The 13,417-nt window shown below is 40.3% G+C and carries 11 protein-coding genes and 2 tRNA genes; 6 read left to right on the forward strand and 7 right to left on the reverse strand.

The genetic code is table 11. From position 1 onward, the window contains the following. Positions 1-36 precede the first annotated feature (36 nt). Both ACWICE_RS09295 and ACWICE_RS09300 read left to right on the forward strand, forming a co-directional pair. On the forward strand, positions 37-1,107 hold the full coding sequence (locus tag ACWICE_RS09295) for a PA0069 family radical SAM protein (protein WP_454298181.1): 1,071 nt from the start codon (positions 37-39) through the stop codon (positions 1,105-1,107). A gap of 117 nt (positions 1,108-1,224) precedes the next feature. Continuing rightward, the gene (locus ACWICE_RS09300; RefSeq protein ID WP_254527272.1) at positions 1,225-1,617 is read left to right on the forward strand and encodes a hypothetical protein; all 393 of its coding nucleotides are present in this window, start codon (positions 1,225-1,227) and stop codon (positions 1,615-1,617) included. A gap of 79 nt (positions 1,618-1,696) precedes the next feature. On the opposite strand, the gene ACWICE_RS09305 is transcribed toward ACWICE_RS09300, so the two are convergent. From ACWICE_RS09305 to ACWICE_RS09315, 3 genes are read right to left on the reverse strand one after another with little or no spacing between them, the layout of a single operon-like run. Beyond that, entirely contained in the window at positions 1,697-2,305 is a 609-nt protein-coding gene (locus ACWICE_RS09305; RefSeq protein ID WP_454298182.1) for a hypothetical protein, read from the reverse strand. A 9-nt stretch (positions 2,306-2,314) separates the two neighbouring features. Further along, entirely contained in the window at positions 2,315-2,941 is a 627-nt protein-coding gene (locus ACWICE_RS09310) for a DUF502 domain-containing protein (protein WP_454298183.1), read from the reverse strand. A gap of 1 nt (position 2,942) precedes the next feature. Beyond that, positions 2,943-5,378: a bifunctional UDP-N-acetylmuramoyl-tripeptide:D-alanyl-D-alanine ligase/alanine racemase gene (locus tag ACWICE_RS09315; protein WP_454298184.1), complete on the reverse strand. Its 2,436-nt coding sequence runs from the start codon at positions 5,376-5,378 to the stop codon at positions 2,943-2,945. 69 nt (positions 5,379-5,447) lie between these two features. Between ACWICE_RS09315 and ACWICE_RS09320 the strand changes: the two genes are divergently transcribed. The 3 genes from ACWICE_RS09320 to ACWICE_RS09330 all read left to right on the forward strand — a co-directional run bounded on the left by ACWICE_RS09320 (position 5,448) and on the right by ACWICE_RS09330 (position 6,166). After that, a complete protein-coding gene (locus tag ACWICE_RS09320; protein WP_454298185.1) occupies positions 5,448-5,939 on the forward strand; it encodes a regulatory protein RecX in 492 nt (163 codons plus the stop codon). Between the two features lie 64 nt (positions 5,940-6,003). Next, a tRNA-Gly gene (locus tag ACWICE_RS09325) sits at positions 6,004-6,076 on the forward strand. Between the two features lie 5 nt (positions 6,077-6,081). Beyond that, positions 6,082-6,166 (forward strand) — tRNA-Leu (locus ACWICE_RS09330). Positions 6,167-6,272: 106 nt separating this feature from the next. Here ACWICE_RS09330 and ACWICE_RS09335 read toward each other — a convergent pair. After that, the gene (locus tag ACWICE_RS09335; RefSeq protein ID WP_185212231.1) at positions 6,273-6,659 is read right to left on the reverse strand and encodes a hypothetical protein; all 387 of its coding nucleotides are present in this window, start codon (positions 6,657-6,659) and stop codon (positions 6,273-6,275) included. A gap of 455 nt (positions 6,660-7,114) precedes the next feature. Between ACWICE_RS09335 and katG the strand changes: the two genes are divergently transcribed. After that, on the forward strand, positions 7,115-9,394 hold the full coding sequence (gene katG, locus ACWICE_RS09340; protein ID WP_454298186.1) for a catalase/peroxidase HPI: 2,280 nt from the start codon (positions 7,115-7,117) through the stop codon (positions 9,392-9,394). A gap of 230 nt (positions 9,395-9,624) precedes the next feature. Here the strand turns inward: katG and ACWICE_RS09345 are convergent, their stop codons facing one another. The 3 genes from ACWICE_RS09345 to ACWICE_RS09355 form a co-directional block, all read right to left on the reverse strand. After that, positions 9,625-9,882: a hypothetical protein gene (locus ACWICE_RS09345; protein WP_454298187.1), complete on the reverse strand. Its 258-nt coding sequence runs from the start codon at positions 9,880-9,882 to the stop codon at positions 9,625-9,627. A gap of 64 nt (positions 9,883-9,946) precedes the next feature. Then, the gene (gene icd / locus ACWICE_RS09350) at positions 9,947-11,209 is read right to left on the reverse strand and encodes an NADP-dependent isocitrate dehydrogenase (RefSeq protein ID WP_185216409.1); all 1,263 of its coding nucleotides are present in this window, start codon (positions 11,207-11,209) and stop codon (positions 9,947-9,949) included. Between the two features lie 17 nt (positions 11,210-11,226). Continuing rightward, positions 11,227-13,362, reverse strand: coding sequence for a cation:proton antiporter (locus ACWICE_RS09355; protein ID WP_185212235.1), 2,136 nt, complete (start codon positions 13,360-13,362; stop codon positions 11,227-11,229). Between the last annotated feature and the right edge of the window lie 55 nt (positions 13,363-13,417).

The following is a 13,417-nucleotide window of genomic DNA, read 5'->3' on the forward strand; positions in this document are numbered from 1 at the left end:
TAATATTTTTAGTATTTTAGTAAAAATATTGGTGAGATGGAACATGGATTTATTTCAGGGAGAGGTGCGCAAAAGAATATACACAATATATTTTCTAAGCTTAGTTATACACAAGATCATACAGAAGGGATCGATGATTGGGAACAGGATATTCCGAATACCCAGTTTACCATCATCCACCCGAAGACCATAGTCAACAAGGTAAGCAGTCCTGATGTGGGGATGGAATATTCCGCCAATCCATATCAGGGCTGTGAACATGGTTGCATTTATTGCTATGCAAGAAACTCCCATCAATATTGGGGCTACAGTGCTGGACTAGATTTTGAAAGCAAGATTTTAGTCAAGTCCAACAGCCCAAAACTGTACCGTGATTTTATTACCCGAAAGAATTGGGACGGAACCCCTATTTCACTTTCTGGCAACACAGATTGTTACCAACCCTTAGAGCGCAAGTTTAAGCTCACCAGAGCTATCTTAAAAATTTCGCTGGAACATGGTCAACCTGTAGGGATCATTACCAAAAACAGCCTAGTATTGCGTGATCTGGACATCTTAATGGAGATGGCGCAGAAAAACCTCTGTATGGTCTTTGTTTCCATCAATTCCTTGACCAAGGAGACCCGTTCAAAAATGGAACCTCGGACGGCTACTGCCCAACAACGGCTCAAAGTGATCGAAACCCTTTCGAGCAATGGCATCCCTGTGGGAATCATGTGCGCTCCGGTCATACCTGGCCTTACTGACCATGAAATACCCAAGGTTTTAAAAGCTGCTGCTGCTGCAGGTGCACAATGGGCAGGATATACCGTGGTCCGTTTAAACGGTGAAATTTCAAAGATCTTTGAAGAATGGCTGAACAAAGCCTATCCAGATCGTGCCAATAAGATTTGGCACAGCATTCAGGCATGCCATAACGGTAAAGTAAATGATAGTGAATTTGGAAACAGGATGAGAGGTACAGGACAGATTGCTGAAATTATCCGAGATAGTTTCAGACTTCATTGCAAGAAGAATAAATTGAACCAAAGTATGTTTGAATATGACCTCTCACACTTCAAAAAGCAACAAAATCCCCAATTAAACCTATTTGAAACATTAGGTTAAGGAATGTTAAAATTATGTTAAAATAATGTTGTAACAGCTATGTTGCGACCTGCTTGGCATATCCTTTGGACATAGTGTAGCGATAAACTATAGAAAAACGATAAAATAATTTGCACTATGAAAAAATCAATGAAATTACTGAGTCTATTGTTTGTGGTATTGTTCGCAGTTTCTGCATGTTCAAAGGACGATGATCCGGCAGATAACGACATATTTGTGGATGAATACAAAGGAAAAATCAGTTATGTTAACAAAAACGATAGTGAGAAAAACGTACCTTCAACAGATGGTAAAGTAACAGTCACCAAAGTTGGTGGTTCTAATTACTCCTTTATCTTTGATAGTGACATTCCAGATATCTTGAATGTTAAGATGCAAAAAGGGGATAACAATAAACTGTTCTTAGAAGACGGAAAGCTTGGACTGATTTCCATTGATGCTGATCAGTTGACAATTGGATACACTACGGATGAAGGAGAAACTTGGACAGCCAATTGTAAAAGAGACTAAAACTTCGATATATACAGATTAATTTAACTTAAAAAGAGCAATCAGATTGATTGCTCTTTTTTTGTATGAGTAAATGTTATCAGTCTATTTTAAGCTTTATCAGTAGGGTAATTTTAAAAAGATTGGAATTGCTATTGATAAAGAGATTGTAATCATCTGCATACTCCAAGAACAACCTACTTTCCAATTGCTTGACCCTAGGATCATCAGCCTGATTGCTTAGGTAATGGTTTACGCGGTTACTGACCTCTAGACTTAGCTGCTGTGCCTTTACCTTTAACTTTAGTTTCATGGGAAAATTCTGCATGCTATTGTATCCATTGATCATTGCATTCTGCACAATCGGAAAAAGCAGCAACGCTGGTATTTTAGCCTCAACATCTTCAATAGCTATATCTACCATATGGTAATGTTCGGAACTGGAAAGTCCGGCATACAAGTCAATAAATTTTGAGAGCAATTTGCTTTCTTCATCTACCGAGTTTTTGGTGTTTTTTGAAATGGCCAATACCTCCTGTTGGTATTCCTGGTACTTGCTTTTCAGGATTCCATTCTCAGTCGATTGATTGTAATACAACTTCGAAAGTTCCCTTTCGGTCTGCGCATTCAAAAAACTAAGTTCAGCATCTGAATACAAGAGTTTGTATTCCAGCTCCTTGATGTTTTTTGAATTATTTTTCCAAAACATGGTTTTCTATTAATTCTGTTCTTTCTTGGACTCCTTTTTACCTTCCAAACCGCTTACCCCTCCAGAAACCACTAATTTCATGGCATCAGTAGCGGAAATATTCAACTTGGTCACTTTCTCCGAGGCAACAACCACGACCTGTCCGGCTACGGAGTAGGAATAAGGAAAATAGACGATTACTTCACCAGGGAGGTTGATGATATGTAAATCTTTCTGGGTCAAGAAACCAATTTTTTTAAGGCCAAATTCGTTTACTTCAACCAAAACAGGTTCATTGAATTTTTTGGCATCTCCCACAAAGGCTTCCGTAAAATCCTTGATAGAAGAATATAAGGTATTGAACAATGGAATCTTACTGATCGTCCTGCTCAACCAATTCCGGATGGGTGCAGTAACCAATGTAGTAAAAATAAAACCTACCAATGTCAATAAAAGAATGACCGAGACAATCCCTAATCCTGGTATATAAAGCGGTTTCCCGGTTTCATCAACCAAAAAATGTTCTGTAATATTTAATGCGCCATCCAATGTCGCCACCAACCAAACAATCACGAAAATCGCTCCGGCAACAGGTGCTACGACCAGTGTTCCTTTAATGAGGTAATAAAAGAATTGTTGAAAAAATTTAGTTATCATTTTACTCGTAATAATAGACTCGTTTTACTCGACTTGAAATATTGACCAGCAGTTCATATGGAATAGTACCGATATCGGAGGCTGCTTGCACTATGCTTGGAAAAACCAGGACCTCATCTCCTACCTGAACATTTTGTCCGGTAACATCCAACATGCACATATCCATACAGATATTGCCGACTGTGGGTGCAAGGAAACCATTAATTTGCATTTTTCCAACTGAATTACCAAATCGGCGGGAATAACCATCCGCATAACCGATTTTTACCGTAGCGATTTTACTGTCCCTGGATAGAACTCCTTTTCGGTCATAACCAACGGTCTCCCCTGCCGGTAAATTCTTGATCTGGGTCACGGTAGTCTTGAGACTACTGACCTGTTCAAGGGTAGGCAAATTCTTATCCATATCCACACCGTAAAGCCCTATGCCCAAACGGACCATATCCAAATGCGCCTTTGGCCAACGGACAATCGCTGAAGTATTGGCTACGTGTTTTATAAAGGTATAGCCCAATCCACTTTCTAATTGCTTTGCTGCAGCTAGATAGGTTGAGATCTGTGATTCGGTAAAGGGATCTTGGCCTGGATCGCCTGATGCCACTAAATGGGTAAAGAACGACTGCACTTTGACCTGATTTTGACCATTGAGTTTTTCCAGCACTGCGGGAATCTCTGAAGGAAAGAAGCCAAGCCTGTGCATTCCGGTATCCAATTTCAGGTGAATCTTGAAATCACTGATATTCTGTTCCTTCAGGAATTCTAAAAACTCATCCAGAAAATCCATACTGTAGACTTCGGGTTCCAGATTATGCTGGATCAAGGATTGGAAGGTGTCGCGATCTGGGCTTAAGACCATGATTGGCAAAGCGATGCCAGCAGTCCTTAATTCTACGCCTTCATCTGCAAAGGCAACGGTCAGGTAATCGACCTTGCTGAATTGCAAGAGATTTGCCACTTCAAAACTTCCACTGCCATAAGAGAAAGCCTTTACCATGGCCATAAGCTTGACGTTCTTAGGGATCAATGAGCGATATAACATCAGGTTGTTTGAAATTGCATTCAAATTGATCTCAAGAACCGTCCCATGAGACCTTAAGGCCAACCTTTGTACTACACGTTCGAATTGATATTTTCGCGCACCCTTGATCAGGATACTTTCATTACTGAGATCCAATTCGGCCAAATGGTCCAGAAATTCTTCAGTACTGGAATAGTCCTTTATGAGATCTATTTCAATATCCTTAAACCATGGGTATCTGTTACCAACCCAAATGAACTTTTGGAGTTGGGAAGAATTCAGCAAGGCAATCAGTTTTTGCTGTAATTTTTCACTTTCAGCCAATCCTTCCATTTCAGAAAGGATTAGCGATTTGCTGCTGTGTTGGTTCTGTTGATTTAAAAACTCCAGGGAAATCTTTAAAGATGCGAGGTCATTGGAATAGGAATCATCGATAATCGAACTATTATTGATCCCTTTCTTTAATTGCAGCCGCATTTCCAGTGGCTTAAGGTTTTGGATCCTTTCGACGATGGTCTCTGGATCGTAACCCATAAAATACATGCAAGCTATACAGCTCATTATGTTTTCGATGGATGCGCGGTCGGTAAAAGGAACCTGGCATATGCAGATAACCTCACCTATCCTGATCTTTAGTTTACTGAGTTGGCTATGGGTCTCTTCATGGATCAATTGGATCTGATCCATATCCGTTCTTCCCCAGGTTACCAAGCGGATTTTGGGATCGATATCTTCTCTTTCGATATATTCAGATCCGGCGATCAAGGTTTCCACCTCGGAAAAAAGTTTCATTTTTTCCTTTAATTTCTCTTGCTTGCTTGAGAAATTCTGGGAATGCGCCACTCCAATATTAGTGAAAATTCCAATATTAGGTTGTATCATCTGTTGTAAGCTGGACATTTCACCAGGTTCACTGATTCCAGCTTCAATTAGGGCAAGATCATATTGTGGTCCCAAGTTCCATAAGGATAATGCGACCCCAAGTTGGGAATTATAGCTTTTGGGACTTTGGTAAACTTTCTTTTCTGGAATCAACAGCTGAAATAACCAAGCTTTGACTATAGATTTACCATTACTGCCGGTAATTCCAATTATCGGATAATGGAATTGCCTTCTATGGTATGCAACCAGTTCTTGCATAAAATGCAATACATGATTGACCTGAATGATATTGACATCGTTTTTATCCTCCAGAAAGGCTACGGAATGGGAGACAACGAAGTTACGGATCCCTTTCTTATAGGCATCTGGAATAAAATCATGACCATCACGAGTGGCTTTTAGGGCAAAGAATAGAGATTCATCAGGATTGTTTACCTTACGGCTATCGTATACTAGTTCGCTGATTTTAGACGTTAAATCATTTGATATCAAAGGTTTTATATTTAATTCCTCGCAAATAAATTTAATAGTATACATGATTCTGCAAATAAAGAACGAAGTTCATCATTTTTTTTAAAAGTTCATCATTTTTTGAAGATTTGCATTATGGATGATCCTATTAAAAAACAGAGAACCTATACTCCCCTGGAAGCCAAGCGGAAAGCCGAATCCTATTGTGCCTATCAAGAGCGATCACAACAGGAAGTTCGTGACAAATTATACCAATGGGGTTTACATAGTAAGGATGTTGAAAATATTATCAGCTACCTTATAGAAAATAATTTCCTCAATGAGGAGCGTTTTGCGAAGGCCTATGTCCTGGGGAAGTTTAGGATAAAAGGTTGGGGCCGCATCAAGATCATGCAGGGATTGAAATTGAAACAGGTTTCAGCTCCCTTGATCAAGATTGCGATGAAGGAGCTCGACCCGAACGATTATTTTGAGAAATTGAGGTCGATCTTGGAGAAGAAATCGGCCTTAATTAAAGAGTCAGACCCCTATAAACATAGAAATAAACTCTATCAATATGCCTTGGGCCGAGGGTATGAAAATAATTTGATCTTAGAGATACTGAAAGACAATGGATTGGGGGATTAATGAAATATTTTTGAAAAAATAATTTTAGGATTTCAATTTTCTCTCTATATTTGCACCACGTCAAGCGAAAGTAGCTCAGTTGGTAGAGCACAACCTTGCCAAGGTTGGGGTCGCGAGTTCGAATCTCGTCTTTCGCTCAGTTGCCTAGGTGGTGGAACTGGTAGACACGCAGGACTTAAAATCCTGTTCCCGTTAAGGGAGTGCGGGTTCGATTCCCGCCCTAGGTACAGAAAAAAGCCGCTTATAGCGGCTTTTTTAGTATAACAGTATTTAGTACTTAGTATTTAGACCTGAACCTGCTATTCTTATTCCTCCTATTGTTTATGTAAGATGCTAGAATTTTTGCCAAGTTGAGTTGGTATCTATCCCCTTCTTTTGCCTGTTCTTTTCGATATTTTCCCAATCCTTATATTCAAAATGTATAGATTTTTTTAGATAATTGTTCCACCTCCAAAAACATAACGGATTAATTTTGTACAGTCGGTACAGCTTTTGATTTTCTTTTGCTGGAGATGTTTCTTTAATAAATTGATTAAATCCAAACATTGAAAACGCTGGGCTTTTAAATGAAAAATGCTGTGTCGTTGTATACGACCCATCTAAGTTAGCATATCTGAAATGCCCCTCATCCAATCGATGAGCGACATACTTATTGATTACAGGTAAATTGGGAATCAAGAGAATAGTGACAAGAACTATAACAATTGGTTTCTTTTTCATAGCATTTAATTTAGTTATATAGAGCAATATTAATCGGGGCTTATCATACTGTCATTGAAATACCATATAAAATAACGAAAAAGCGCTTATTATATTTTGATTTTGCAATGGAGTATTAACTAATTTTTAAACCTGATAGCTCTACTCTTGCCTGATCTTCTATCCTTACCTTAGACCTTCTATTGTACCTGAGACCTCTATCTTATCTGATCCTCTTGAGCGTTTCCTAAGTGCGTTTTCCAAAGTTTAACTATATTAAAATTCCTCTCAAACTATTAATTTTTTCATTGATGTTACATAGATAAAATCTATCAAGACGCATGATAATCTTAGGTTTTATTTATCTATCTTTAGTTAAATTTAAAGCAGAGGGCAGAGAATTTAAGTCGATGCACCTTGATGTTCAATTTAATACGATTTAACTTAAATATTATATAGAAAATAAATTCAGAGATATGGAAAATGGAAATGACATCAGCAAATGCCCATTTCATAATGGAAGTGCTAAACAGAATCTGACGGTTGCGGGCGGAGGAACCACAATTTCAGATTGGTGGCCAAAAAAATTAAAGGTTAGTTTATTGCGTCAGCATTCAAGTCTATCTGATCCGATGGATCCAGATTTTGATTATGCTGAGGAATTCAAGAAATTGGACCTAGAGGCAGTAAAACAGGATCTTCATGCTTTGATGACCGATTCGCAGGATTGGTGGCCTGCCGACTTTGGTCATTACGGTGGTTTATTCATACGTATGGCATGGCACTCAGCGGGTACCTACAGAGTAGGTGACGGTCGCGGAGGTGCTGGGACAGGACAGCAGCGATTTGCTCCTTTGAACAGCTGGCCAGACAACGTGAGCTTGGATAAAGCAAGGCGATTATTGTGGCCAATCAAACAAAAATACGGCAAGAGACTTTCTTGGGCAGACTTATTGGTATTGACCGGAAATATAGCCTTGGAATCTATGGGATTCAAGACCATTGGTTTCGCAGGTGGTCGTGTGGATGCCTTTGAACCCGATGAGGATGTATACTGGGGATCTGAGGATACTTGGTTAGGTGGAGATGTAAGATATTCGCATGGTTCAGAAGGAATCGTAGATAAAGACCATGGTGTGCTATCGGGTGAAGAAAAAGCGGATGGCGATGTGCATTCCAGGGACCTGGAGAATCCATTGGCGGCAGTTCAAATGGGATTGATCTATGTAAACCCAGAAGGTCCAGATGGTAATCCTGACCCGCTATTGGCTGCGAAAGATATCCGTGATACCTTTGGCCGTATGGCGATGAACGATGAAGAAACCATTGCGCTTATCGCAGGTGGTCACTCATTCGGAAAAACCCATGGTGCCGGTCCAGCGGACCATGTAGGCAAGGAACCGGAAGCTGCAGGTTTAGAAGATCAAGGTTTAGGTTGGAAAAGCACCTATAATTCAGGAGTTGGTGCAGATGCTATCACTTCTGGCCTAGAAGTAATCTGGACAGAAACGCCGACACAATGGAGTAATAATTTCTTTGAAAACCTATTTGGGTATGAGTGGGAATTGACCAAAAGTCCTGCCGGTGCATTTCAATGGGTGGCAAAAGATGCTGATGATGTTATTCCTGATCCATTTGATCCTAATAAAAAACGTAAGCCAACGATGTTGACGACGGATCTTTCCTTGAGGGTTGATCCTGCTTACGAAAAAATATCACGTAGGTTTTTAGAAAATCCAGATGAATTTGCTGATGCATTTGCAAAAGCATGGTTTAAGTTGACCCATAGGGATATGGGGCCACGCTCCCGCTATCTAGGCCCGGATGTACCTGCTGAAGAATTCCTATGGCAGGATCCAATTCCTGAACTTAACCATGAAACGGTTAACGAAGCGGATGTAGAAGACCTTAAAAACAAGGTATTATCTTCAGGTTTAAGTGTTTCTGAATTAGTTTCCACAGCATGGGCTTCAGCCTCTACTTTCCGTGGTTCTGACAAACGCGGAGGTGCCAATGGTGCGCGTGTTCGTTTAGCGCCTCAAAAGGACTGGGCAGTAAACAATCCAGCGCAATTGAATAAGGTACTGGGCGTATTGGAAAATATAAAAGACCAATTCAACCAAGCACAAACCACAGGCAAGAAGCTGTCCATTGCGGATTTGATTGTTATTGCAGGTAATGCAGGGATTGAAAAAGCAGCTAAAGATGCTGGAAACGAGGTTAAAGTTCCATTTACTCCAGGTCGTATGGATGCTTCGCAAGAGGAGACCGACGTGGAATCTGTAGGGTTCTTAGAGCCTATCGCTGATGGTTTCAGAAATTACAAGAAAAGAAAATACACTTCAAGTACTGAAGAATTATTGATCGACAAAGCTCAATTATTGAATCTTACAGCTCCTGAATTAACCGTTCTTTTGGCAGGTATGCGTGTATTGGATACTAATTTCGACGGTTCTAAAGATGGTGTTTTCACTGATCGTCCAGGTCAATTGACCAACGACTTCTTGGTGAACTTGCTTGACATGAATACTTCGTGGAAAGCAGCATCTGAGGACAAAGAACTATACATTGGTTCGGACCGCAAGACTGGCCAACCGAAATGGACAGGAACTAGAGCCGATCTAGTCTTTGGATCCAACTCTGAGCTCCGCGTCGTAGCTGAGGTTTATGCAAGTGCTGATGCACAAGAGAAATTCGTTAGGGATTTTGTGAAAGCATGGACCAAAGTGATGAATGCTGATAGGTTTGAAATTTAGTACAGAGATTTGAGATGTGAGATATGAGATAGAAACCGGAAATTTAAGACGACACAGGGATTGAAACATGTCTTTGTTTTAATGTCATATGTCATATGTCTTATGTCTTATGTCTTATGTCTATTTTATAGATATAGTTGACACGGTTAATATCTCAATACTCAAATCTCATATCTCGAAACTGCTGCTATAAAATAGAAAAGAGTGGAACCCTTCCACTCTTTTCTATTTTATAGCAGCATAAGTTTCCATGCCTCTTCTACCCTTCCTTGATTAAGGAATTCTTTGGCTTTGAGGAGTTGGTGTGTTATTCGGGTGCTTTCATCGCCGATAAAGGCGTTTAATAGTTCCTGGATTTCGGGTTCGTATTTGAAGCTGTCGATTTCTCCGTCCGTGGGGATTTCTTCAATACTGGCCAATTGTTCAAGTTCCTGCACATTGAAGACGCCTGAAGAGCTGATAAAATTTGGGATATCTGATTTTTGCATAAATAATGATTCAAAAAAAGCTGAACCTTGTAAAGTTCAGCTTTTATGCATGAAATGCAAAGTATTAAATCTTTTCGATGATTTTATCTGCGAATTCCGATGTTTTGAGAAGTGTTGCTCCTTCCATCAAGTTATAGAAATCTACGGTAACCGTTTTATCCTTGATGGTTTTTGCCAATGCATCAACAATGGCATCTGCAGCTTCTATCCAGCCCATGTATTCCAGCATCATAACCCCACTAAGGATTACAGATGAAGGATTCATGGTATTGGTATTTGCGAACCTTGGTGCAGTACCATGTGTCGCTTCAAAGATGGCATGGCCGGTCTTGAAATTAATATTCGCTCCGGGGGCAATTCCAATTCCTCCTACCATGGCAGCCAAAGCATCTGAAATATAATCTCCGTTCAGGTTCAGGGTGGCAATCACATCATAATCTTGTGGTGCCAACAGGATCTGCTGAAGGAAGTTATCGGCAATAATATCTTTGATGATCAGTTTACCGGCTTGTTCAGCTGCTTTCTGCTCCGCATTTGCAGCATCCTGACCATCCTTAGCCTTGGTCTGTTCCCATTGGTTCCAAGTATAGACTTTGTCGGAAAACTCTTTTTCTGCCAATTCATAACCCCAGTTTTTAAAGGCCCCTTCAGTATATTTCATGATATTGCCTTTATGGACCAGCGTTACGGATTTACGTCCTTCTGCCAATGCAAACTCAATTGCCGCGCGGATAAGTCGCTTTGATCCTTCTTCAGAGACAAACTTCAATCCTACCCCAGTACTGTTGCTGAAGTTGTAATCGACGTTTAAGTCATTCTTTAGAAAATCTTGGATCCTTTTGGATTCAGCGGTACCCGCAGCAAATTCAATTCCTGCATAGATATCCTCTGTATTCTCCCTGAAAACTACCATGTCCACTTTTTCGGGATGTTTTACCGGCGAAGGAACGCCTTCATACCATTTTGTGGGGCGTTGGCAGACATATAGATCTAACTCTTTTCTCAATGCTACATTCAAGGAACGAATACCTCCTCCAATTGGAGTGGTTAATGGTCCTTTGATCCCTACCAAGTATTCCTTGAAAACATCCAAGGTTTCTTCTGGCAACCAGCTTCCGGTTTCATTGAAAGCTTTTTCTCCAGCAAGGACCTCTTTCCAATTTATTTTACGCTTTCCAGCATATAGCTTTTGAACTGCTGCATCAAAAACCCTTACTGAAGCTTTCCAAATATCAGGACCGATTCCATCGCCGATAATAAAAGGTATGGTAACCTGATCGGGAACTAATAATTTACCTGTTGAATCTATACTGATCTTATCTGACATAATAATCTGATTTATTGTTATTTATCTTTACTAAACATATTCCCAATTTCACGGCTGATCCTTCTAAAGATAGGCGCAGTTTGGATATCTTCGTATTCATCAATATGTTGGTCCTCAAGACGAGAAGGAAAGATCAATAGTAAGTTCTGATTTTTATAGTACTTTCCTACTCTCTTTGCAAGTCCGTCCAATGAATCTCGATAGGAAACATCACCATATCTAGCAGAAACAAAGACTAACATCGAGTCGGCATTGCTAAATGTTGCCAATCCATAGATGTTGTCCCAATCTTCATAGTGTTCAAAAGTTGCAGGAACACTAGATTTCAGGGAATCCAGCATCTGGATGATGGCCTGATGACTTCTATGATTACATACGAAGGTAATAGGCAGGGTCAATTCGGATGCCAACTTGGTCATTTTCTCCATCCAATAAGCGAATCCTACTTCAGATTCAGCTAATGGCGGAACGAAAACGGTGATGGACTTATTGGTAATGAACGGTTTCTCGATCCTGCACATCATCAAGGTAGAGTCTGTTCGGTTCAGGATACTTTCGGTTTTTTCACCTACGATCTTTTCAACAAAGCTCGTTGCACTTGGCCAACCTAAGATTAGACAGTCTGCAAAAGCTTCTTTGGATGCCCTACTGATCCCGTTTGCAATATTGAAATCGACCTTGGTCTGCAATTCGACTTCCGTTTCTGAACCTGAGGCATATCTCGCCATTTTATCCAGGTTCTGCCTGGCTTGATGCAGGTTTCTTTCGGCCAATTCATCGTTCGGCACAACACTTAGGATATTCAATGGATGCGGAGATTTCTTTGATTTGACCAAGGTGGCAAAATCTAGGATGGCTTCCATATTATTCAGGTTCGCAATAGGGATGACGATCTGCTCGTCATGCTCTTCCACATGCTCAATATGTTCTTCATGCTGTCTTCCTTCCAATACAATTTTCTTGGAAGCATTTTCAGTGACTATAGATGCTATGATACAGCTGACAAGAATCAGCATAATCGTACCGTTCAGGACATTCTCATCAATAATATCGTTATTATATCCGACCATAATAATAGCTAGGGTCGCTGCCGCATGGGCATTACTTAAGCCAAAGATCAGGTTCCTCTCGTTGGTAGAATATTTGAAAGCCCATTGGGTCGCCGTAGCTGCCAAGAACTTACCTACGATACCTACCAAAGTCAATGCACCGGCTACATAAAACACGGTCAATCCCGTGCTATTGGTAATCACACCAATATCGACGATCATCCCTACGGAAATCAAGAAGAATGGGATAAATATTGCGTTACCAATAAACTCGATCCGGTTCATCAAAGCGGATGAATGGGGAATCAGTTTATTTAATGCCAATCCGGCAACGAATGCTCCGATGATAGGTTCAAGGTTTGCCATCTCGGCAAGGAAAGCAGCAAAGAACACCACGGTAAGCACGAAAATATAATGTCCAGTTTTTTCACTTTCAACCTTTTCAAAGAACCATTTCGCGATTTTTGGAATGACGCCGAACATGATAAATAGGAAAATCGCAAAGGAAATACCTAGGGTTACCCAGAATTCATTGTTGATATCACCCTGTGAAGCACCTTTGATGACAGCCAAAATGATCAACACCGCGGTATCCGTCAAGATAGTTCCCCCAATGGTAATAGCAACGGCCTCGTTCTTCGAAATACCGTAACGGTTAACAATAGGATAAGAAACCAAAGTATGGGTGGCAAACATGCTCGCAATCAAAATACTGGTGAGCAGGCTATAGTCCAAGACATAATAACAGACCGGAAATCCAATGGAAATCGGGATAATAAAGGTGAAAAGACCGAACATGGCAGACTTGTGCTTGGTCTTTTTGAATTCGTTCATGTCTAGCTCTAAACCTGCAATAAACATGATGTAAAGTAATCCTATGGTAGAAAAAAGGTCTACAGCGGAATTCTTTTCCAACCAGTTCAGTCCATGCGGGCCAATGATCATCCCTGAGATAATCAGTCCTATAATACCTGGGACTTTGATGGGTCTCAGTAATATGGGTGACAATAAAATAATGAAGAGTACTAGAGAAAATATAAGCACCGGATTAGTTAGTGGTGCTTCGAACGCGTGGATTAAGTGGTCAAAAATTTTGTCGCTCATATAATTATTTCTGTAAGTCAATACAATTGAAAACTGAGATTGTTTTCATCGGAAA

This window comes from Sphingobacterium sp. NPDC055346 (assembly GCF_053645235.1).

Coding starts and splice junctions, on each gene's coding strand:
- ACWICE_RS09295 (WP_454298181.1), top strand. CDS start 37: ATGGAACATGGATTTATTTCAGGGAGAGGTGCGCAAAAGAATATACAC.
- ACWICE_RS09300 (WP_254527272.1), top strand. CDS start 1,225: ATGAAAAAATCAATGAAATTACTGAGTCTATTGTTTGTGGTATTGTTC.
- ACWICE_RS09305 (WP_454298182.1), bottom strand. CDS start 2,305: ATGTTTTGGAAAAATAATTCAAAAAACATCAAGGAGCTGGAATACAAA.
- ACWICE_RS09310 (WP_454298183.1), bottom strand. CDS start 2,941: ATGATAACTAAATTTTTTCAACAATTCTTTTATTACCTCATTAAAGGA.
- ACWICE_RS09315 (WP_454298184.1), bottom strand. CDS start 5,378: ATGTATACTATTAAATTTATTTGCGAGGAATTAAATATAAAACCTTTG.
- ACWICE_RS09320 (WP_454298185.1), top strand. CDS start 5,448: ATGGATGATCCTATTAAAAAACAGAGAACCTATACTCCCCTGGAAGCC.
- ACWICE_RS09335 (WP_185212231.1), bottom strand. CDS start 6,659: ATGAAAAAGAAACCAATTGTTATAGTTCTTGTCACTATTCTCTTGATT.
- katG (WP_454298186.1), top strand. CDS start 7,115: ATGGAAAATGGAAATGACATCAGCAAATGCCCATTTCATAATGGAAGT.
- ACWICE_RS09345 (WP_454298187.1), bottom strand. CDS start 9,882: ATGCAAAAATCAGATATCCCAAATTTTATCAGCTCTTCAGGCGTCTTC.
- icd (WP_185216409.1), bottom strand. CDS start 11,209: ATGTCAGATAAGATCAGTATAGATTCAACAGGTAAATTATTAGTTCCC.
- ACWICE_RS09355 (WP_185212235.1), bottom strand. CDS start 13,362: ATGAGCGACAAAATTTTTGACCACTTAATCCACGCGTTCGAAGCACCA.